Source organism: Streptomyces colwelliae (genome assembly GCF_048158785.1).
GTDB lineage: Bacteria > Actinomycetota > Actinomycetes > Streptomycetales > Streptomycetaceae > Streptomyces.
The window spans coordinates 1-21279 of record NZ_JBLTJC010000171.1 but is presented as its reverse complement, the minus strand read 5'-3'; the positions used below and the strand labels follow the sequence as shown (position 1 = coordinate 21279).

General features: G+C 67.9%; 18 protein-coding genes, 1 other RNA gene and 1 pseudogene. 10 read left to right on the top strand and 10 right to left on the bottom strand.

Annotation, left to right across the window (positions count from 1 at the left end; genetic code table 11):
* Positions 1–171 precede the first annotated feature (171 nt).
* Positions 172–1161: a phosphotransferase gene (locus ACNFOC_RS30355; RefSeq protein ID WP_416962261.1), complete on the top strand. Its 990-nt coding sequence runs from the start codon at positions 172–174 to the stop codon at positions 1159–1161.
* Positions 1162–1185: 24 nt separating this feature from the next.
* Here the strand turns inward: ACNFOC_RS30355 and ACNFOC_RS30350 are convergent, their stop codons facing one another.
* Positions 1186–2148 carry a zinc-binding dehydrogenase gene (locus ACNFOC_RS30350; RefSeq protein WP_416962259.1) on the bottom strand — a complete coding sequence of 321 codons (963 nt, stop codon included), beginning with the start codon at positions 2146–2148 and terminating at the stop codon, positions 1186–1188.
* Between the two features lie 58 nt (positions 2149–2206).
* Positions 2207–3046: a nitroreductase/quinone reductase family protein gene (locus ACNFOC_RS30345; RefSeq protein WP_416962258.1), complete on the bottom strand. Its 840-nt coding sequence runs from the start codon at positions 3044–3046 to the stop codon at positions 2207–2209.
* A 175-nt stretch (positions 3047–3221) separates the two neighbouring features.
* Here ACNFOC_RS30345 and ACNFOC_RS30340 point away from each other — a divergent pair, with 175 nt between their 5' ends.
* The 4 genes and pseudogenes from ACNFOC_RS30340 to ACNFOC_RS30325 all read left to right on the top strand — a co-directional run bounded on the left by ACNFOC_RS30340 (position 3222) and on the right by ACNFOC_RS30325 (position 6459).
* A complete protein-coding gene (locus ACNFOC_RS30340) occupies positions 3222–3845 on the top strand; it encodes an RraA family protein (RefSeq protein ID WP_416962257.1) in 624 nt (207 codons plus the stop codon).
* 94 nt (positions 3846–3939) lie between these two features.
* Positions 3940–4200 (top strand): annotated as a pseudogene (locus ACNFOC_RS30335) (HAD domain-containing protein); the annotation flags it as partial.
* Between the two features lie 202 nt (positions 4201–4402).
* Positions 4403–5509, top strand: coding sequence for a peptide chain release factor 2 (gene prfB / locus ACNFOC_RS30330; protein ID WP_416962256.1), 1107 nt, complete (start codon positions 4403–4405; stop codon positions 5507–5509).
* Between the two features lie 335 nt (positions 5510–5844).
* Positions 5845–6459: a hypothetical protein gene (locus tag ACNFOC_RS30325; protein ID WP_416962255.1), complete on the top strand. Its 615-nt coding sequence runs from the start codon at positions 5845–5847 to the stop codon at positions 6457–6459.
* Between the two features lie 108 nt (positions 6460–6567).
* Here ACNFOC_RS30325 and ACNFOC_RS30320 read toward each other — a convergent pair whose 3' ends face one another.
* A complete protein-coding gene (locus ACNFOC_RS30320; protein ID WP_019056429.1) occupies positions 6568–6759 on the bottom strand; it encodes a hypothetical protein in 192 nt (63 codons plus the stop codon).
* Positions 6760–7010: 251 nt separating this feature from the next.
* Here ACNFOC_RS30320 and ftsE point away from each other — a divergent pair, with 251 nt between their 5' ends.
* From ftsE to ssrA, 5 genes are all read left to right on the top strand, one after another.
* On the top strand, positions 7011–7700 hold the full coding sequence (ftsE, locus tag ACNFOC_RS30315) for a cell division ATP-binding protein FtsE (RefSeq protein WP_033286714.1): 690 nt from the start codon (positions 7011–7013) through the stop codon (positions 7698–7700).
* A gap of 55 nt (positions 7701–7755) precedes the next feature.
* Positions 7756–8673, top strand: a complete 918-nt coding sequence (gene ftsX / locus ACNFOC_RS30310; protein ID WP_033286713.1) for a permease-like cell division protein FtsX — start codon at positions 7756–7758, stop codon at positions 8671–8673.
* A gap of 67 nt (positions 8674–8740) precedes the next feature.
* Entirely contained in the window at positions 8741–9925 is a 1185-nt protein-coding gene (locus ACNFOC_RS30305) for a S41 family peptidase (RefSeq protein ID WP_416962254.1), read from the top strand.
* An 81-nt stretch (positions 9926–10006) separates the two neighbouring features.
* Positions 10007–10555 (top strand): SsrA-binding protein SmpB, encoded by a 549-nt coding sequence (gene smpB / locus ACNFOC_RS30300; protein ID WP_416962260.1) that lies wholly within the window; start codon positions 10007–10009, stop codon positions 10553–10555.
* A gap of 125 nt (positions 10556–10680) precedes the next feature.
* Positions 10681–11068: a transfer-messenger RNA gene (gene ssrA / locus ACNFOC_RS30295) on the top strand.
* Positions 11069–11119: 51 nt separating this feature from the next.
* On the opposite strand, the gene ACNFOC_RS30290 is transcribed toward ssrA, so the two are convergent.
* The 7 genes from ACNFOC_RS30290 to ACNFOC_RS30260 all read right to left on the bottom strand — a co-directional run.
* The gene (locus ACNFOC_RS30290; RefSeq protein ID WP_416962253.1) at positions 11120–14005 is read right to left on the bottom strand and encodes a glycoside hydrolase family 3 protein; all 2886 of its coding nucleotides are present in this window, start codon (positions 14003–14005) and stop codon (positions 11120–11122) included.
* Positions 14006–14106: 101 nt separating this feature from the next.
* The gene (locus ACNFOC_RS30285; RefSeq protein WP_416962252.1) at positions 14107–15117 is read right to left on the bottom strand and encodes a LacI family DNA-binding transcriptional regulator; all 1011 of its coding nucleotides are present in this window, start codon (positions 15115–15117) and stop codon (positions 14107–14109) included.
* Complete coding sequence (gene yicI / locus ACNFOC_RS30280) at positions 15117–17357, bottom strand: alpha-xylosidase (protein ID WP_416962251.1); 2241 nt, start codon at positions 17355–17357, stop codon at positions 15117–15119. Before yicI ends, ACNFOC_RS30285 begins: the two co-directional genes overlap by 1 nt.
* A gap of 16 nt (positions 17358–17373) precedes the next feature.
* Complete coding sequence (locus ACNFOC_RS30275) at positions 17374–18198, bottom strand: carbohydrate ABC transporter permease (RefSeq protein WP_416962250.1); 825 nt, start codon at positions 18196–18198, stop codon at positions 17374–17376.
* Complete coding sequence (locus ACNFOC_RS30270; protein ID WP_416962249.1) at positions 18195–19163, bottom strand: carbohydrate ABC transporter permease; 969 nt, start codon at positions 19161–19163, stop codon at positions 18195–18197. The genes ACNFOC_RS30275 and ACNFOC_RS30270 overlap by 4 nt, the downstream gene beginning before the upstream one ends.
* Complete coding sequence (locus ACNFOC_RS30265; RefSeq protein ID WP_416962248.1) at positions 19160–20455, bottom strand: extracellular solute-binding protein; 1296 nt, start codon at positions 20453–20455, stop codon at positions 19160–19162. Before ACNFOC_RS30265 ends, ACNFOC_RS30270 begins: the two co-directional genes overlap by 4 nt.
* A gap of 215 nt (positions 20456–20670) precedes the next feature.
* The coding region (locus ACNFOC_RS30260; RefSeq protein ID WP_416962247.1) for an MFS transporter at positions 20671–21279 on the bottom strand (609 nt) is incomplete at its 5' end.

Sequence of the window (21279 nt, the reverse complement as noted above, 5' to 3'; positions counted from 1 at the left end):
GAGCACCCGCTTGGTCATGGCGTGCCAGGTGCCGTACAGCGGCGGGGTGATGACGGGATCGGGCTCGCCCTCGGCCCGATAGCGGTCGGGGAGGTTGATCAGCCGGGCGAGCTCGGTCTGCAGCGGCGGGTTTCGCCGGTGAGACAGCGCGCTGATGAGTTGTCAGCCGACATGTGTGTGATCGACGGGCCGTTGAAGGGCTATCACCACGAAACTTATGTACTTGCGCTGCCAGGGGTGGCCCGGGTCGTCAAGTTCCGTGAACCGCGCGACGAGATCCTGTGGTTCGACCGGCGGTGCTTCTGGTCGGAAGTGGACCTCCTGCGTGCTCTGAGAGGGTACATCACGCGGATTCCCGACATCATCGATATGGAGGGTATGCAGCTACAGGGGTACATCGAGGGCAGGGTCCTCCCGATGAGCCGTTGGACGGGCTCGCGCGTGCCGGACATGGCTTTCGACCAGATTGTCGACCTGTTCCGGGAGATGACGCGTATCACGCCGGACATGCTCGACGTGGAGCGGCGCTGCCATTTCGATGACCGTCCCGAGAACGGTGACTGTGACGGCTTCCTGGAACGTCTGATCGTCTTCGCGGAAGAGCAGGTCTACGAGAAGAACCAGGTGGCGTTCGGGAGACTCTTCGAGGATCTCGGTATCGGCGGTGAAGTGTTCGTCCAGCTCAGAAAGAACGTCTCCGGACTGAGAGATCGCGACTTCTGTCTGCTGCACGCGGATCTGCACCGCAACAACTTCATCCTCGATCCGCTCGGCCAACTCTGGGTCATCGACTGGGAGTTGGCAGCCCTGGGGGACCCGCTCTACGACTTGGCAACGAACCTTCACCTGATGTCTTATCCGGCGGACCAGGAACGCCGTATGGTCCAGGAATGGTCGAGAGTCGTCCATCGTGTACGCCCCCGCAGCACGTATGGCTGGGAACAGGACCTGGGGCGCCTCCTCGACTTCAAGAAGGCGCAGTCGGTGTTCACCGACGTCATTCGTGTGTCACTGTCCCTGCGCGACGGGACGGGATTCAACTCGGTCCGGCTTCCGTCGGCGGTCCGGAAACTGCAGGCCGTCATAACGGCTGCCGCAGGCCCCTTGGGGCTGTCTGAGGTTCCGAGCCGCTCCCGGATCGCGGCGGCGCTCGTCCGCTAGTGCCTCGGCCGTCGCCGGGCCCGGTCAGACTTTCAGCAGTATTTTCCCCACCACCCCGCGCCGGGCGATCGCCGCATGCGCGTCGCCCGCCCGTGCCAACTCGAACACCTCCCCGATCACCACCCGCAATCGCCCTGCCACCGCCTCCTGCAAGGCGTACGAGGTCAACCGGAGCAGGTCCGCCTGGGGGAACTGCACGTCGGCGATGCCGAACAGCTTGATGCCGCGCCGGGACACCTCCTCCGTGTCGAGGGTGGCGAAGCCGCCGGACGGAGCGCCGTGGGCGGAGAAGCGGCCGCCGTCCGCGGCCAAGGAGAGGGCGGTGGCGCCGAGTTGCCCGCCGACGCCGTCCAGGACCACGTCGGCCGCGCCACCGAGGGCCGCCCGCGCCCGCTCGGGCCAGTCGGAGGCGGAGACGTCCACCGTCGCGTCGGCGCCCAACTCCCTCACCAGCGCCAGCTTCTCCGCGCCACGGGCCAGTCCTACGACCAACGCGCCGCGTGAGTGGGTTAGTTGGACCAGCAGCGTGCCCATGCCGCCCGACGCGCCCAGGATCAGGACGCGGTCGCCGGGGGCCACGGCGGTCAGTTCGAGGAGGCCGGCCGCGGTGACGCCGTCGTGGACCAGGGCGGCTGCCGCGAGCAGGTCCAGGGCGTCCGGTACGACCGTCAGGGCCGAGACCGCCGCCACCGCTCGCGACGCGTAGCCGTCCTGGACGAATGACGTCACCCTGCGGCCCAGCCACTCCTCCGGAACCTCCGGGCCGAGCGCTGCGACCACCCCGGAGACACCGCCGCCCGGGACGTACGGCGGTGTCGTCGGGAAGAACTCCTGGCCCCAGCCGGTCCGCAGCTGGGTCTCCACGAAGATCGTGTCGATGTAGGCGACGTCGATCAGTACCTCGCCAGGGCCGGGGACCGGGTCCGGCAGCGTCACCGGGATCAGGACCTCCGGGCCGCCGAACTTCTGCACCTGTGCTGCACGCATACCAACCTCCACGGCATCGGGATATGCGTGCAGTCTTCGACCTCAAGCAGGCTTGAGGTCAAGAAGCGGCGTCGAAGAGCGGGATCAACTCCTCTTCCTCGTACGTCAGATGGGCCTCCAGCTCCGTCGTCAGCCGTTCCACCTCGGCGCGGACCGCCGTCGGGTCCGTGGTGGACGTGAGTGTCTCGCGCAACTCCTCCACCAGCACCGCGATCCGTTCGTGTTCCTCGCGGAGGCGGGTCAGGGCCGGGGTGGAGCCGGGGTGGCGTTCGGTGATGAGGGGGAAGAGGACGGTGTCCTCGCCGGTGTGGTGGTTGTGGAGGCCCTGGCAGAACGTCAGGCAGTTGACGCGGAGTTGGGCGCCCAGGGTTGCTGTACCCGTGGCCAACTCGCTGCGGATCAGGGACAGTTCGCGGCGGAACGCGTCGTGGACCACCTTGATGGCCTCGCCGAAGGACGTCGCGTTGATGTTCCCCGGGCCGCCCCGCGCCACGCTGTGGAGGGCTACGACGGGGATGATCCGGTCGGTCTTCTCCTGGTACGCCGCCCAGCCCGGGTCCGCCTCCACGGCTCGGGCGAAGAGCCGGTCGCGTTCCTCGCCGGTGAGGACCACGGCTCGGGCCTCGTAGGTGAACACGCCGCTCTCGACGGTGACTTGGGGGTGGGCGACGAGGTTGTGGAACCAGTCCGGGTGCCGGGCGGAGCCGGCCGCCGAGGCGATGACGAGGACTCTGTCGCCGCCGTCGGGGAGGTAGCCGACGGGGGTGGTGTGCGGGGCGCCCGTGCGGGCGCCGGTGGTGGTGAGGAGGAGCAGGCGGGCGCCCTCGAAGTAGCCGCCCACGCGGCCCCGGTTGGCGCGGAACTCGTCGATGATCTGCTGGTTGAAGTCGTTGGGCATGCGGTGGTGATCTCTTCTCTCTGTCGCTGCGCAGTGATGTGATGACTCGACTTGGACGCAGTGACAGACGGCGGGCCTCTGGCCCGCCTCGGCCTCATTCAGAGGCCGGGTACCCGACTCGCTCACGGCACAGGGCCGACCCGGCAGTCATGAGGAGGACGGTAGCGTCCGGCGTATGACTGATGCCACCGAATTCGAGGACATCCCTACGACCACCCTCGCCGATCTGCTCGGCCACGAGCAGGTGTTGGACCTCGGCATCCGGGCGCTGTGGGGGCCGATGATGCGGCTCGCCGGGCCGGCCTTCACCGTGCGGTGCCCTCCCGGCGACAACCTCATGCTGCACGCGGCCATCTACCGTGCCGAGCCCGATTCGGTCGTCGTCGTGGAGTCGGGTGACGTGGAGTACGCGCTCGCCGGGGGCAATGTGTGTGCCGTCGCGCAGCAGCGCGGGATCGCCGGGTTCGTCGTCGACGGGGTGATCCGGGACATCGGCGAGGTGCGGGCGTCCGGGTTCCCCGTGTTCGGGCGGGGAGTCGTGCCGATTCCGGGGGCCAAGAAGGCCGTACTGCCGTTGAACGAGCGGGTGCGGTGCGGGGGAGTCGCCGTCGATGCCGGGGATGTCGTGGTGGCCGACGAGGACGGGATCGTGGTCGTACCGGGTGCGCGGCGGGCCGAGGTGCTCGCCGGGGCGTTGGCGCGGTTGGCCCAGGAAGGCGACGAGAACCTTGACGACTGGGAGGCGGCGCATCGGGCCCGGGTCGACGAGATTCTGCGCGCGGGCGGGTTCGAGGGGTGACGTGCGCGGGTGGATCCGAGGGGTGACGTGCCTGGGCGGATTCGAGGGGTGACGTGCGTGGCGTAGGAGAGGAATGTGTCCGATCCTGGTGCCGATGCTTCTCTTCCTCGATGTCGACGGGACGCTGCTGCCCTTCGGCGCGTCGCGGCCGTACCCGGTGTACGAGCCCGGCTTCGCGCCGCCGACGGCCGCCGCACCACCCCTGCTGACCCGGATCGACCCCTCGCTCGGGCCGCGGCTCGCCGCGCTGCGGTGCGAACTGGTGTGGGCGACGACCTGGATGGACGACGCGAACGTGTGCGTCGCGCCCTGGCTCGGGTTGCCCCAACTCCCCCTGGTGGACACCCCCGCTTCGGCCTGAACGGCCTCGTCCTCAAACGCCGGACGGGCTGAGTGATGCCGACCGGCGCTCGAGAGACCGAGTCGGGTGGTGGGTGGGCATAGGTCTCGGGGGTCTGGGGACGGAGCCCCCAGGTGCGCCGGCACCGACGCCGGGTGACCAATGCCCCGTTCCAGCCACGGCACTCCCCGCTTGGCGGAGCCGTTACGCTGGAGGCGTGGCAGTCGTCGATGTATCCGAAGAGCTCAAGTCCCTCTCCTCGACCATGGAGTCGATCGAGGCCGTCCTGGACCTGGACACGCTGAGGGCAGATGTCGTCGTCCTTGAGGAGCAGGCGGCAGCGCCCTCCCTGTGGGACGACCCGGAGGCGGCGCAGAAGGTCACCAGCAAGCTGAGCCACCTCCAGGCCGAGATCCGCAAGACGGAGGCGCTCCGCGGCCGGATCGACGACCTCTCGGTCCTCTTCGAGATGGCCGAGGAGGAGGACGACCCGGACACCCGCGCCGAGGCGGAGAACGAGCTGACCGCCGTCAAGAAGGCGCTGGACGAGATGGAGGTCCGCACCCTCCTCTCCGGCGAGTACGACTCCCGCGAGGCCGTCGTCACCATCCGCGCCGAGGCCGGCGGCGTCGACGCCTCGGACTTCGCGGAGAAGCTCCAGCGCATGTACCTGCGCTGGGCCGAGCGCCACGGCTACAAGACGGAGCTCTACGAGACGTCGTACGCCGAAGAGGCCGGCATCAAGTCGACCACCTTCGCCGTGCACGTGCCGTACGCCTACGGCACGCTCTCCGTCGAGCAGGGCACCCACCGCCTCGTGCGGATCTCGCCCTTCGACAACCAGGGGCGCCGCCAGACCTCGTTCGCCGGTGTCGAGATCCTCCCGGTCGTCGAGCAGACCGACCACCTCGAGATCGACGAGTCCGAGCTGCGCGTCGACGTGTACCGCTCCTCCGGCCCCGGCGGCCAGGGCGTCAACACCACCGACTCCGCGGTGCGCCTGACCCACCTCCCCACCGGCATCGTCGTCTCCTGCCAGAACGAGCGCTCGCAGATCCAGAACAAGGCCAGCGCGATGAACGTGCTCCAGGCCAAGCTGCTGGAGCGCCGCCGCCAGGAGGAGCAGGCCCGGATGGACGCCCTCAAGGGCGACGGCGGCAACTCCTGGGGCAACCAGATGCGTTCGTACGTCCTGCACCCGTACCAGATGGTCAAGGACCTGCGCACGGAGTACGAAGTCGGCAACCCCGAGGCCGTGTTCAACGGCGAGATCGACGGCTTCCTGGAGGCCGGAATTCGCTGGCGCAAGCAGCAGGAGAAGTAACTCCACGAGGGATTTCCGAGTTACTTTGTCGACAAGGCAACTGCCTCCCATCGGGCGGCAGTTGCCTTTTTCGTCCCCCTCTTGAGCCTTGATGTCTGGGTTTTACATCACACTCACAGGTTCCATTCCCCAGCAAAGAACGCCTAGTTGGACATTGCGCTCGCAACGGCCTTGACGTTGCTGTGAAAACTGGGAAGGGTGAAGCGTGGCATGCGTGTCTCCGGGGCGCATGTGAACCGGGGGACTTGAGCTTTCGCCAGCTGCCACCCCCGTCGATCACGGCCCCGGACACCGACGCGCCACCCTGACGACGAGCTACTGGGGGTAGCAACCTAATGACCAAGAAGACGCGGATCCGTGTCGCACGCATAGCGGCCACCGCTGTCATCGCCGGCGGCGCTTCGCTGACCGCCGCCGGTGCCGCTTCGGCGGTCGGTATCGGCGTGAGCCTCGGCGGCGACGACGGCCTGAACGTGTCGGTCACCACCACGGACGACGACCCGACGATTCCTCCGGAGTCGACTCCGCCCGCGACGCCGACCGACCCGGGCATCCCGACCGACCCGAACACCACGCCGCCGGCCACGCCGACGTCGCAGCCGCCCACGGACGAGCCGACCGAGCCCACCGACAACCCCACCGAGCCGACGGACGAGCCGACCACGGCCGCTCCCTCGGACACCGCCACCAGCGGTTCCGGCGGCTCCACCGGCGGCAACAGCAACACCGACCCCGACGGCGGTTCCTCCGCCCAGGAGGCGGGCACCTCCGCGCTCACCGACACCGGTTCCGACACGGCGGCCCAGGGCAACGGTGACCAGCTCGCCGAGACCGGTGCCGGCCAGACCGCGTTCCTGCTGATCGGCGCCGCGACGATGATCGCCGGCGGCATCGCCTTCCGCGTGCTCCCGCGCCTCGCGAGCAGCAACCGCGGCGGCACGATCGCCTGACGGTAGCCGTCCCCGTACGGACCGTACGCACGTCGTACGACGAAGGGCCCGGAGCGTGTGCTCCGGGCCCTTCTGTATGTCTTTTCCGTATGTCCCTGTACAGGCCGCCTACGCGGTCTGGTGCGCCACCAGCGCCAGCGCCGCGATCAGTACCGCGAGCAGGGCGATCAGCGCCATGGGGTTGAGATTGCCCCACGGATTCTCCTGTTGCAGCCGCGCGCGGTTCGCGCGGCAGACGGGACAGCGGCCCTCGTTCACGGGCGCCGCGCAGTTCGCGCACACCAACCGGTCGTACGTCATGCGCTCGCCCTCCTTGCACCGGCTTCCACAGACACAACGCCTCGGGAAACTAGAACGTTCCCCCTCCACTGTGCCAGGTTCCGCGGGATTCGGCGCGGCTCGCCTTATCCTGCCCCGACCTTGTGCGTTCCAGCCCTTCAGATCCGCGACAAAACGTGCAAGCCTCGCGCAACCCCGGACGCCGACTGCGCGGGCACACCCGGGTCGCGTATGGTCACGCACACCTACCCCCGGCTACCCGTGGTGCACCCGTGATCCGATTCGACAATGTCTCCAAGGTCTACCCCAAGCAGACCCGCCCCGCTCTCAGGGACGTCTCCCTGGAAGTGGAGAAGGGCGAGTTCGTGTTCCTCGTGGGGTCCTCCGGCTCCGGAAAGTCCACCTTCCTGAGGCTGGTCCTCCGCGAGGAGCGGTGCAGTCAGGGCCAGGTGCACGTGCTGGGGAAGGACCTCGCCCGCATCTCCAACTGGAAGGTGCCGCAGATGCGCCGCCAGCTGGGGACCGTCTTCCAGGACTTCCGCCTGCTGCCGAACAAGACGGTCGCCGAGAACGTGGCCTTCGCGCAGGAGGTCATCGGCAAGTCCAAGGGCGAGATCCGCAAGTCCGTGCCGCAGGTGCTCGACCTCGTCGGGCTCGGCGGCAAGGAGGACCGGATGCCGGGCGAGCTGTCCGGTGGTGAGCAGCAGCGCGTGGCCATCGCGAGAGCCTTCGTGAACCGCCCCAAGCTCCTCATCGCCGACGAGCCCACCGGCAACCTCGACCCGCAGACCTCCGTCGGCATCATGAAGCTGCTCGACCGGATCAACCGGACGGGCACCACCGTGGTGATGGCGACGCACGACCAGAACATCGTGGACCAGATGCGCAAGCGCGTCATCGAGCTGGAGAAGGGCCGCCTCGTCCGTGACCAGGCACGCGGCGTCTACGGCTACCAGCACTGACCGCCGACCGACCGCCGTCTGATGTCCGTCCACGGAAAGGCCTGAAGAAGCCGCCATGCGCGCCCAGTTCGTACTGTCCGAGATCGGTGTCGGTCTCCGCCGCAACCTGACGATGACCTTCGCGGTCGTCGTCTCCGTAGCCCTGTCCCTGGCCCTCTTCGGAGGCTCGCTCCTGATGAGCGACCAGGTGACCACGATGAAGGGCTACTGGTACGACAAGGTCAACGTCTCGATCTTCCTCTGCAACAAGAGCGACGCCGAGTCGGACCCCAACTGCGCCAAAGGTGCGGTGACCGACGACCAGAAGAAGTCGATCGTCTCCGACCTCGACAAGATGTCTGTCGTCCAGAAGGTCGTCTTCGAGTCCCAGGACGAGGCGTACAAGCACTACAAGGAGCAGTTCGGCGACTCCCCCCTGGCCAGTTCCCTCACGCCGGACCAGATGCAGGAGTCGTACCGCATCAAACTCAAGGACCCGGAGAAGTACCAGGTCATCGCGACCGCCTTCGACGGCCGTGACGGCGTCCAGTCGGTGCAGGACCAGAAGGGCATCCTGGACAACCTCTTCGGTCTCCTGAACGGCATGAACTGGGCCGCCCGCGCGGTCATGGCCCTGATGCTGGTCGTCGCCCTGATGCTGATCGTCAACACCGTGCGCGTCTCGGCGTTCAGCCGCCGCCGCGAGACCGGCATCATGCGGCTGGTCGGCGCGTCCGGCTTCTACATCCAGGCCCCGTTCATCATGGAGGCCGCGGTCGCCGGCCTGATCGGCGGCACGGTCGCCTGCGGATTCCTGGTCGTCGCCCGGTACTTCATCATCGACCACGGCCTGGACCTGTCCCACAAGCTCAATCTGATCAACTTCATCGGCTGGGACGCCGTCCTGACGAAGCTCCCGCTGATCCTCGCGACGAGCCTCCTGATGCCCGCGCTGGCAGCGTTTTTCGCGCTGCGCAAGTACCTCAAGGTGTGACGCATGCCAAGAGGGCCGTACGGGCAACCGCCCGTGCGGCCCTTCGCGTTGTCCTAGACTCACCGCCATGTCAGGTCGAGACCTGTTCTGTCAGCCCCGCCGCATCCGCCGCGGGGCCGCCCTGACATTGGTGTTCGCGAGTGTGCTGGTGGCCGGCGCGGCGACCGGGTCGTTCGACGAACCCGACCGGTCGGACCGGAAATCGGCGTCCGGTACGGCCCGTTCGGCGCCCGTCGCCCGTACCGAAGAGGTCGCGAAGGCCGCCGCCGAGGCCAAGGCCGACGGCAAGTCGCCCATGGAGGCCGCCGAGCGCGCCGTCAGCCGCAGCGGGGACCGGTGGGGTGCCGTGTACTCCCAAGGGGAGTACGAGGAGTTCGAGGAGGCCCTCGACGGCCAGTACACCGGCGTCGGGCTCTGGGCCCGCCGGGAGCGGGACGGCCGGATCGAGGTGACCCGTGTGCAGTCCGGGTCGCCCGCCGCCACCGCCGGGGTCCGCAAGGGCGACCGCCTGCGCAGCGTCGACGGGGAGAACGTCGACGGGCAGCCCGTCACCGACGTCGTGTCCTTACTACGGGGCGACGCCCAGGACGCGGCCGCCGGCACCACCGTCACCCTCGGCCTGGAGCGCGGCACGCACGCGTGGAGCGAGACCGTACGGCGCGCCCGCCTCTCCACCGACTCCGTGACCGTCCGCAGGCTCGCCGGTGAGGTCACCGTCATCAAGATCGCCGCGTTCACCAAGGGCGTCGGCGACCTCGTCCACACCGCCGTACGGCAGGCCCCGGCCGACTCCGCGTTCATCCTCGACCTGCGCGGCAACTCCGGCGGCCTGGTCACCGAGGCCGTCACCACCGCCTCCGCCTTCCTCGACGGCGGCCTCGTCGCGACGTACGACATCGACGGCGAGCAGCGCGCCCTGCACGCGACCGCGGGCGGCGACACCACCAGACCCCTGGTCGCGCTGGTCGACGGCGGCACGATGAGCGCGGCCGAGATGCTCACCGGCGCCCTCCAGGACCGCGGCCGCGCGGTCGTCGTGGGCTCCAGGACCTTCGGCAAGGGCTCGGTCCAGATGCCGAGCAAGCTCCCCGACGGCGTCGTCGCCGAACTGACCGTCGGCCACTACCGCACCCCCTCCGGCCACACCGTCGACGGCCGGGGCATCACCCCCGACCTCGACGTCACCGCACAGGGACAGGCCGCCGTGGAGCGGGCCGAGACGGTGTTGAGCGGGCTCGGGGACGCGTCCTAGCCGTCCGTTTCAGCTCTCGGTAATCGCCTTTCCCTCACACCCCCTCGTAGTGCGAAAATGGGCAGCACTATGAGCAAGGGAATGTACGTACCCAAGGAGTCCCAGCCCAAGCAGGGCGGTGGGGCCGCCGCCGGCAAGGCCAGGGACGGCGAGAAGGGCGGCAAGCGCAAGATCGTCGCCCAGAACAAGAAGGCCCGGCACGACTACGCGATCATCGACACCTACGAGGCCGGGATCGTCCTGTCCGGCACCGAGGTCAAGTCGCTGCGTGAGGGCCGGACCTCGCTGACCGACGGCTTCGTCCAGATCGACGGGGGCGAGGCGTGGCTGCACAACGCCCACATCCCCGAGTACCACCAGGGCACCTGGACCAACCACTCCGTGCGCCGCAAGCGCAAGCTGCTGCTGCACCGCGAGGAGATCGACAAGCTGGAGGCCAAGACCCAGGAGACGGGTCACACGATCGTGCCCCTCGCCCTGTACTTCAGCAACGGCCGCGCCAAGGCCGAGATCGCCCTCGCCCGAGGCAAGAAGGAGTACGACAAGCGGCAGACCCTGCGCGAGAAGCAGGACCGCCGGGAGTCGGACCGCGCGATCGCGGCGGCGAAGCGGAAGCAGCGCGGCGAGTAGCCTGCCGTTCTTGCGGCGGGCCGCCGGGAATACGGTGGCATCGGCGCGCGTTGGTCACGTACGATGGCTACTGCACCCCACAGCGGGTGTGTATCCCTCTTCGGAGGGGCTTGAAAAAACAACATGGGGATGATCGGTTTCGACAGCGGATGTCGAAGCAGGTGAAGCGTGTCGAGGAAGCGGCAATGATCTCGTTAACCATATGTCGCAACCAATAATCGCCAATTCCAAGAGCGATTCCCAGTCCTTCGCCCTCGCTGCCTAATAACAGCGACTGAAGGACCCTAAAAGGGTGTCAGCCCGGGGGTGTTCCCGACCCGGACCCTGGCATAATCTAGGGAACTAAACCATCGAGCCCGGTCACGGGGTTCGATGGGAAATCAAACAGTGACTGGGCCCGTCGGCGACTTGTTCGCGTGATCACCGGGGCCGAGAAAATCACAGCGAACTGCACACGGAGAAGCCCTGATTCTGCACCGGTGGACGCGGGTTCGATTCCCGCCATCTCCACTCATCCCATGTGGGTAAAGCCCCCGCTGCTTCGGCAGCGGGGGCTTTTTCCTGTCACTGAACAGTGAAGGTCGCCATTCGCAACCCGTTGCTCAGGACCAGATACACGTCCGTACGGCCCTTCGCCGCGCCACCTGACAGGCCGGCGGTCACCGTCTCATAGGCGTACGACGATGCCGTCCCGTTCGAGTGCGCCGTACCGACGAGTGTGCCGGTCGGGGAGCCGAGCCTGACCTCGATCGTGCCGGGCGATGTTCCGGCGACGCGCGCGGTGAACTCGGCCGCCCCCTTGCCCAGTTGCGTGTCCGCGAACTTCAGCCACGCCTTATCCGCGGCCGCGCCCACCGCCGTACCACTCGCTTTTGACTCGTCCACGAGGTGAATGCCCGAGTAGTCGTCGAAGTTCTCGGCGCGGGTCGTCCGTGACAGGTCCCGGGGTGGGATGGTCTCGCCGTGGACGCGCCAGGTCGTACGGGCGCGGATGTCCGTGGACGACGCTCCGGCCATGACGTCGTACGTGCCGCTTTCCACCACCCATTTCGAGCGGGTGACGTCCCAGTGGGCGAGGTCTTTCTGCTGGATCTTCAGGCGGACTGTTTTTGTCTCGCCCGGTTTCAGTGAGACCCGTTGGAAAGCCTTCAATTGCTTCAGGGGTTCTTTGTCGCGGGATGTGCGCTGGTGTGTGTAGAGCTGTACGACCTCGTCTCCCGCCCGCGTTCCCGTGTTCGTCACCGTGACCTCATAGCCGCCGGTGACGGGCTTCAGCGTGCCGTAGCGGAAGGTCGTGTAGGAGAGGCCGTAGCCGAAGGGGTAGAGCGGGGTGCCCTGGAAGTACTCGTACGTGCGGTCGGACTTGATGATGTCGTAGTCGAGGATCGAGGGGAGGTCCGACTCCGACCGGTACCAGGTCTGGGTGAGGCGGCCGGACGGGTTGACGTCGCCGTAGAGGACGTCGGCCAGGGCGTTGCCCGTTTCCTGGCCCGCGTGGGAGGTCCAGAGGAGGGCCGGGACCTCTTTCTGTAGCGCGCCGAGTGTCGTCGGGTAGCTGTTCTCGACCACTACCACCGTCTTCGGGTTGGCCCGGTGGACCGCCTTCACCAGGGCCTCCTGGGTCGGGGCCAGGGCCATGTCCGTGCGGTCGTGGGCCTCGCGGCCGTTGATGGACGGCATGGAGCCGATGACCACGACCGCCGTGTCCTTGCCCTTCACCGCCGCCACCGCGTCGGCGACTCCGCTGCGGACCACGTCCTTCGCGTAGTGGGCCGCCTGGTCCTTGGTGACCAGGCCCAGGGTGCCGTTCGTGTCGGTCGGGCCGAGGTAGAGGGGGCTCGACCACCAGGACTCCGACGTCTCGTAGCCCGCGTACTTCAGCAAGTACGTGCCGTCGTCCTGCTGTTCCAGCTTGAACTGCTGCTGGACGTACCAACCGTTGGGCTGCGTCTGGTCGTTGACGAAGTTCGACCAGTTGTAGCCGACGTATTTGCCGTTGGCGGCCGAGCGCAGGGTGACGATGCCCGAGCCCCAGTCGAAGGCGTCGAACTGGGCGGCTGTCGTAGGGGTGTTCGTGGTCTCCCGCAAGGGTGCGCCCGTGTCGCCGGTGCCTGCCGTGACGTATTTGCCGGTCGCCGTGTCGCGCAGGGCGATGCGGTCCACGCCCTCGCTGGTGGCCACTCCGGTGCCGAGCTTCGCGGCGATGCCCTTCGCGGGGGTGACGGCGTAGGGGAGCGTGCCCGAGTACCAGTCGGTGTAGAGGGTGTCGGCGAGAGGGCCGACCACGGCCACGTCCTTCGCCGAGCCCGAGCCCGAACTCCTCAGTGGCAGCGCTCCGTTGTTCTTCAGCAGCACCGTCCCCTCGGCCGCCGCCTTGCGCGCCAACTGCTGATGCGCCGGGCTGTTGATGACGGACGCGTCGATCGAGCCGTACGTGCCGCCGCCCGGGTCGAACTCCCCGAGCCGGACGCGGACGGAGAGGATGTGGGAGACGGCCGTGTCGATGTCCGAGACCTTCAACAGGCCTTGCTGGAGGGCGGAGTTGACGGCCGTCGTCGTCGGGGTGGGGTCGGCGCTGTTGTCCGTGAAGCTGTCGATGCCGGCCTTCAGCGCGGCCGCGTCGCCCTCCGTGATGCTGGGGTAGTACTGCTGCGGGGTGACGAGGTTGCCGGGGGCGAAGGCGTCGGTGACGTTCAGCAGGGACTGGTCGGTCCACTTCCGTACGACGTCGTCCAGGTCCGGATTCACTGTGGCGGGGCGGCCGTTGACGAGGTTGTACGACGTCATCACGCCCGTGGCCGCGTCCGCCTCGATCGCCGGTTTGAACGCGGCCTCGTCGTACTCCTTCGCCACCCGTGGGCGCAGGTCGGAGGACGTGGTCGCGCGGTCGGCCTCGTTGTTGTAGGCGAGGTAGTGCTTGAGGGTGGGGGCCGTCTTGAGGTGGTTCGGGTCGCCGCCGGTCAGGCCTTCGCCGTAGGCCGTCGAGAGGGCGCCGGTGAGTTCCGGATCCTCGCTGTAGCCCTCCTCGTTGCGGCCCCAGCGCGGGTCGCGGAGGAGGTTCACCACCGGAGCCCAGAGGTTCAACCCCCAACCGTCCGGGCGCTGTTGCTGGAAGCCGCGGGCCTCGTCGCCGACCGCCGAGCCGACCTGCTCCATCAGCGCCGGGTCCCAGGTCGAGGCGAGTCCGATGGCCTGCGGGAAGACGGTGGCCTCGCCGAGCCAGGCGACGCCGTGGAGGGCCTCGGTGCCGGTGCGGAAGGACTGGATGCCGAGGCGCGGGATCGCGGGCTCGTACTGGTGGAGGAGGGAGATCTTCTCGTCGAGTGTCAGGCGGCCCAGCAGGTCGTCAACACGCTGGCTCACACGGAGAGTTGGGTCGCGGAAGGGGTACGGGGTGTCGGCCGTCGCCGGGATCGTCGCTCCCAGGCCGGCGATCAGGGTGAACGCCACGACGAGCGTGGTTCTGTGTCTTCTTCTCGTGCCTTGTCTTCTTCCCTTGCCTTTCATGTCGCGGCTCCTTCGCGTAGGGCCTTGCATCAATGGTGGTGAGGTCAGGGCGCGTTGCGCGGTGCCGTGCTCGCGCGTTCCGTCAGTCGGGGGGAGAGGAGCGTCGCGTCGGGAACGGTCTTGCCGCCCAGTTTCGTCATCAGCAACTCGACTGCTCTGGAGCCGAGTTCGGCGGTGGGCAGCGCGACCGACGTGACCGGTACCCGTACGGACTCGGCGAGTTCGTCGGGGCAGATCGCGGTGATCGACAGATCGCCGGGGACGCGCAGGCCGAGGTGCTCGAACGCGTCGATGAGCGGTTCCAGGAGGGGTTCGTTGTGGACGACGACACCGGTCAACGCCGGCTGCTCACGCAGCAGTTGCTCCGCCACGGCCGCCGCCGCGGCGGGCCCCGCCTCGCACGGGTGGACGGAGGAGGCGAGCCGGTTGCGGTCGGCGGCGGCCGTGAAACCCTGAACCACCCGATGGGCGAAGGCGGTTCCGCGGACGTACACCTCGGGCGGTGACCCGACGAGGGCGACGACCCGGTGCCCGAGCCCCGCGAGCCGTTCCACGCACAGCTCGCCGGCCGCCTTGAAGTCGAGGTCGATACAGGTCAGTCCGTCCGCCTCGGCGGGGAAGCCGATCATCACGGACGGCCGGTCCAGGGAACGCAGCAACGGCAGCCGGGGGTCGTCGAGTTGGACGTCCATCACGATCATCGCGTCGACGAGCGCCGAGTCCGCGACCCGCCGCAGTCCCTCCTCGCCCTCCTCCTGGGTGAGCAGCAGGACGTCGTGGTCGTGGCGGCGGGCGGTGGTCACCACGGACACCGCGAACTGCATGACGACCGGGACGTGGATGCCGGTCCGTAAGGGGATCACCAGCGCCAGCACGTTGGACCGACTGCTGGCCAGGGCGCGGGCGCCGGCGTGCGGCCGGTAGCCCAGCTCGCGGATGGACGCCTCGACGCGCTGCCGGGTCTCCTCGGAGATCGGGCGCTTGCCGCTCAGGGCGTACGACACGGTGCTGGGGGAGACGCCGGCGTGCCGGGCCACGTCCGTGATCTTCACCATCAGCCCAGCTCCAGGGTCAGGAACCCGCTGCCCGACTTCGATCGCGACCCGGAGGACAGCGCCCAGGAAAGGGAGGGGTCACTGCACGACGCCCGAAGCGTGTCCCCCTCCCGTACGACGGTGAAGGTCACCTCGCCGACCTGCACCGTCACCTGCGCGCCCCGCCCCAGGTCGTACGCCCGCAGGGTGACCCCGTCGGCGTAGTCGTAGTCGGGCCGGTCGGTCACCGCGCCGACCGGGATCACCGCGCCGGGCCGGACGAGGAGGGGCACGCTGTCGAAGCCGTGCCGCTCGCGCACCCAGCGTGGTCCGGTGACCGTGCGGCCGGTGAGGTAGTGGGTCCAGGTGCCCTCGGGGACGTAGTACGAGACGTCGCCGTCGTCGCTGAAGACCGGCGCGACCAGCAGGTCCGGGCCGAGCATGTACTGCCGTTCCAGATGCGCGCATCCGGGATCCTCCGGGAACTCCAGCACCATCGCGCGCATCATCGGCACGCCTTCGGCGGAGGCGGTGCGCGCCGTCTCGTAGAGGTACGGCATGAGGCTCAGCTTCAGGCGGGTGAACTGCCGTAGTACGTCGACGGATTCCTCGTCGAAGAGCCAGGGGACGCGGTACGACGAGCTGCCGTGCAGGCGGCTGTGGGAGGACAACAGGCCGAAGGCCAGCCAGCGTTTGAAGAGGGCGGGGGTCGGGGTGCCCTCGAAGCCGCCGATGTCGTGGCTCCAGTAGCCGAAGCCGGACAGGCCGAGCGAGAGGCCGCCGCGCAGCGACTCGGCCATCGACTCGTATGTCGCCTCGCAGTCGCCGCCCCAGTGAACGGGGTACTTCTGGCTGCCGGTTGTGGCCGAGCGGGCGAAGACGACCGCCTCGCCCTCGCCGCGGTGTTTGCGCAGGACGTCGAAGACCGTGCGGTTGTAGAGGTAGGCGTAGTAGTTGTGCATCCGCTCGGGGTCGCCGCCGTCCGCGTAGGCGACGTCCACGGGGACCCGCTCGCCGAAGTCGGTCTTGAAGCAGTCGACGCCCTGCGCGAGGAGCGCCTCCAGCTTTCCGGCGTACCAGTCGCGGGCGGCCGGGCTGGTGAAGTCGACCAGGGCCATGCCGGGTTGCCATAGATCCCACTGCCACACACTGCCGTCCGGCCTGCGGAGCAGATGACCGAGTGCCTTGCCCTCGGCGAAGAGCGGGGAGCGTTGGGCGATGTACGGGTTGATCCAGACGCAGATGTGGAGGCCTTTGGACTTGAGCCGGGTGAGCATGCCCTCCGGGTCGGGGAACACCCTCGGGTCCCACTGGAAGTCGCACCAGTTGAACTCGCGCATCCAGAAACAGTCGAAGTGGAAGACGGAGAGCGGGAGTTCACGCTCCCGCATGCCCTCGATGAACGACGTCACCGTCTCCTCGTCGTACGAGGTGGTGAAGGACGTCGACAGCCACAGCCCGAACGACCAGGCGGGCGGGAGGGCCGGGCGGCCGGTGAGGGCGGAGTACTTGCGGAGGATGTCCTTGGGGGTCGGGCCGTAGATGACGTAGTACGTCAACTGCTGGCTCTCCACACTGAATTGGACCCGGGACACCGCCTCCGAGCCGACCTCGAAGGAGACCTTTCCGGGGTGGTCGACGAAGACGCCGTAGCCCGCGTCGGTCAGGTAGAAGGGGATGTTCTTGTAGGCCTGTTCGGTGGCGGTGCCGCCGTCGGCGTTCCACATGTCGACGACCTGGCCGTTCTTGACGAGCGGGCCGAAGCGTTCGCCAAGTCCGTAGACGGACGTGCCCACTTGGAGTCCGAGCTGCTCGCGGAGGTAGTGGGCGCCGGTCGCGTCGCGCATGATGCCCATGCCCTTGGGGCCGCTGCCGGTGAGGGTGCGGCCGTGGGCGAGGAAGTCGACGTGCCAGGGGCCGGTGCGGGCGACCCGGACGGAGAGCGCGCCGGAGGTGAGGGTCGCGTGCTCGTCGTCGTAGGAGGTGTGGACCGCGAACTCTTCTTTCTGGACGTCGAATTGGGGGCCGCGTGGCTGTTCGCCCTCGAAGTGGGTGAAGGTGACGCCGATGATGTCGGGCATCGGGGCGTGGGCGCTGATCGTCACGACCGGTCCCTTCAGCAGGTCGCCGCGGTGGCGGATGGGCATGGTCGGCGCGTGGATCTCCAACGCGCCGTCCGGGGCCGTGACATCGAGGACCTCGACCGGGTGGGCGGCGGTGACGCCCTCGCGCAGCAGCCAGTAGCCGTCGGTGAACTTCATGTGGGGGGTCCCCTTACTACTTGACGGCACCCACGGCGATGCCGCGCGTGAGGGTCCGCTGGAAGACGAGGAAGAAGACGATGGCGGGCAACACACCGAGCAGGGCAGCCGCGTTGGTCATCGTGGCGTCCATCAGGCGCTGGCCCTGGAGGACGCCGAGGGCCACCGACACGGTCTGGTTGTCGTTGGAGATCAGCATGACCAGGGGGAGCAGGAACTCGTTCCAGGTCCAGATGAAGAAGAAGACCAGCAGGACGCCGATGGTGGGGCGGCTGACGGGGACCACGATCCGCCACAGCACCTGCCACTTGTTGGCGCCGTCGATGCGGGCCGCTTCGAGGATCTCGCGCGGGAACTGGCCGAGCACGGCGGAGAGGAGATACGTGCCGAACGCCGCCTGGATCACCGTGAAGACGATGATGACGCTCAACCTCGTGTCGTAGAGGCCGACTTGCTTGCTCAGGTAGTAGATCGGGTAGACCAGCGCCTCCTGCGGCAGCATGTTGGCGAGGACGAAGAAGGCCAGGACCCACGTGCGGCCCTTGATACGGCCGATGCCGATCGCGTACGCGTTGAGGACGGAGAGGGCAGCCGCGAGGAGGGCCACCGAGCCGCTGATCAGGGCCGAGTTGAAGAGTTTCTGGCCGTAGTCGACGCGCTGCCAGAAGTCCTTGAGGCCGTCCAGGTAGAGGCCGTCGGGGAGGCTGAGGGGGCCGTGTTCGGAGTACTCGGCCGGTGACTTCACGGCGTTGACCACGACGATCAGGAACGGCACGACCATGAAGAGGGCCGCGATGCACAGGGCGATCAGGACGGGGTAGCGGCGCAGAGCGGTCGTCATGCCCGGTCACCTTCCTCCGCGCGGGTCTGGAGTTTCAGGAAGGCGAGCGAGAGCACCAGGATGATCACCGTCAACACCGTTGATATCGCGGCTCCGTAGCCGACCTGGGTCTTCTCGAAGAACGTGGTGAAGGAGAAGTAGGACGGCACGTCGGTCGCGCCGCCCGGCCCGCCCTTCGTGAGCACGTACACCGCGCCGAACACCTTGAGCGCGGCGATCGTGCACCAGGTGAGGACGACGTAGATCTCCGGGCGGATCTGCGGCAGCGTGATGTGCCAGAAACGGCGCCACCAGCCGGCGCCGTCCAACTCGGCCGCCTCGTACAGCTGGGGGTCGACGCGTTGCAGCCCGGCCATGAACACCACGAGCGGGAAGCCGAGTTGGACCCAGACCATGACGCCCATGACGCTGTAGAGCGCGATGTCCGGGTCGCCCAGCCAGTCCTGCTGCCAGGAGCCCAACCCGACTGCTTTCAACAGGGCGTTGAGGGAGCCGTTGTCGGGGGCGAGGATCCAGCTCCAGACGATGCCGGCCACCGCGATCGGGAGTACCTGGGGGAGGTAGAAGCAGGCGCGGAGGACGGCCGCGACACGGGTGCCGAAGTGTTTGGCGATGTAGTCGAACAGGGCGGCGGCGAGGACGAGTCCGACGACGGTGGGTACGGCCGCCATCGCCACGACCATGAACAGGCTGTGGCGGAAGGACGCCCAGAACTCCGCATCGTCCAGCAGGTCACGGTAGTTGGCGAGGCCGGTCCACTTGGGGTCGCCCACGCCCTGCCAACTCGTGAAGCTCACGGCCGTGTTCATCAGGAACGGGACGACGATCACGGCCAGGGCGGCGAGGGCGCCGGGGACGAGGAAGAGCGCGTAGGAGTTGCGGGGGTGGGGGCTACGAGGGTTGCGCGGGCCGGGGTGTCGGTTCTTGCGGGTGGCCCGCGCGCCCTTCTCGACGGTGACCGTCATGTCGACGGGACGCCCTTGTCGTACGCCTTCTGAAGGTTGCTGAGATAGGCGTCCGGTTTCTCGCTGTTCGTGATCAGCTTCTGGGTCTCGGAGACGAGGACGTTGTAGAAGCCGGGGACCGGCCAGTCCGGGTAGAAGGCGAGGCCGTCACGGGCGGAGACGGTGTTGAAGTTGGCGATCAGTTCCTTGGACTTGGGGTCGGTGATCGCGGAGGTGTCGGCCGCGACCGGGATGCCGCCCTTGTTGCCCATCAGGTTCTGGATCTTCTTCGACAGGGTGATGTCGATGAAGTCGTAGGCGAGTTGCTTGTTCTTGGCGCCCTTGGGGACGACCCAGATGTTGCCGCCGGAGCCGAGCGTGAGGTTCGAGCCGGGCCAGAGACTCGTGTCCCAGTCGAACTTGGCCTCCGTCTGGAAGCGGCCGTACCACCAGCTGCCGGAGAACAGGATCGGGGCCTTGCCCTGGATCCAGGAGACACCGGCGTCCTCGGCCTTCGTGCCGCTGGAGGTCTTGGCGATGTAGCCCTTCTTCACCCAGTCCGCGAACGTCGTCGCCGCGTAGGTCCAGGCCGCGTCGTGGAAGTCCGTCTTGCCCTTGTACAGCTCGTACTTGTCGACCCAGGCGCGGTCGGCCTTCGACAACGCGAGTTGGTAGAGGTACTGCTGGGCCGGGTACTCGGCGCCCGCGTTCGCGAGCGGAGTGACGCCCTTCGCCGTGAACTGGGCCATGGCCGCGGTGAGTTCGTCGAACGTCTTCGGTTCGGCGATCTTGTACTTCTTGAAGAGGGCCTTGTTGTAGTAGACCATCGTGTACTCGCCGTAGTCCGTGACGCCGTACCACTTGCCGGAGCCCATCACTCCGTTGGTGTCGTACATGTCCGTCGTGCCGACGCTCGCGGGGATCTTCTTGTCCCAGCCGCGCGCCTTCGCCTCGGCGGTCAGGTCGGTGAGCAGGCCTTGTTTCGAGAGCAGGCCTGCCGTCGCGTTGCCCTTGTTGTACTCCATGATGTCCGGGGCGTCTGATGAGTTGAGGACCATGGGGGCTGTTTTCTGGATCTGCTCGAAGCCCTTTTCCTCGAACTTCACCTTCACGCCCGGGTGTTGGGCCTCGAACTCCTTGATGGCCTCGTTCCAGGCCACGCCCATCGCGCTGTCGGGGCCCTCGTAGTGCCAGAGCTTCAGGGTCTTGCTGTCGGAGGAGCCGCCGTCCGAGCTGCCGCCGCAGGAGGAGAGGAGCAGGGATCCGCTCAGGATCAGTGCGGCTGCCGTTGCGCGCCTTCTTGCCGTCAACATCCAGTGCCTCCAGGGGAGTCGGATGGGGGTCGAATCGATTCGACGGGAGGCGTCGAAGCGCTTCGATGGAGGAAGGTATGTAGGGGCTGTGAGGGCGTCAATGGGTTGGGCAGAGATTGGCGCAAGCGGTTCGATGGGTTGTGGGTTGGATGCGGGTGCGTGGGGGCTGGTCGCGCCCACGCGGCGGAGCCGCAAATCGATACAGCCCCGCGCCCCTAGGGGATTGCCCTGCTCGGTACTGCGATGAGGAGGGCTGTTGTTGCCGCCGCAACCGGGACCAGGAAGCCCGCCGTTGGTGATGCGTGCTCCACCGCCCAGCCGCCTGTCGCCGAGCCGCACGCAATCCCAATCAGCAAGCCCGTCACCGCCAGGCTCATGCCCTCGTTCAACCTGCCCTCCGGTGTGCGGTGTTGGAGCAAGGTCATCGCGGTGACCATCGTCGGAGCCGTTGCCATGCCTGCCACCAGCAAGGCAACCGCCAGCGCTGGGAGGGAGTCGAACGTCCGGGCCGCGAGCAAGGGGAGAGTCATCAGGGCCGTCATCGCCAACAGGCACCACCGCAGGCGGTGTTCCGGTGGGGCTGTCGGTTTTCGCTTGCCGTAGAGCAGGCCCGCCGCGCAGGAGCCGGCTGCCTGGAGCGCCAACACCGCGCCGCCTGCCGTGTGGTGGCCGATCACGTCCGCGTACGCGAGCGTGGCGACCTCCATCGCGCCAAACACCGCACCTGTTGCGATGAAACCGGCGATCAGGGGTGGGCGTCGTGGTACGCCATGGTCGCGCCCGCGCTGGCCAACGCGCCGCTGGACGGTCCGGACGAGAAGTGG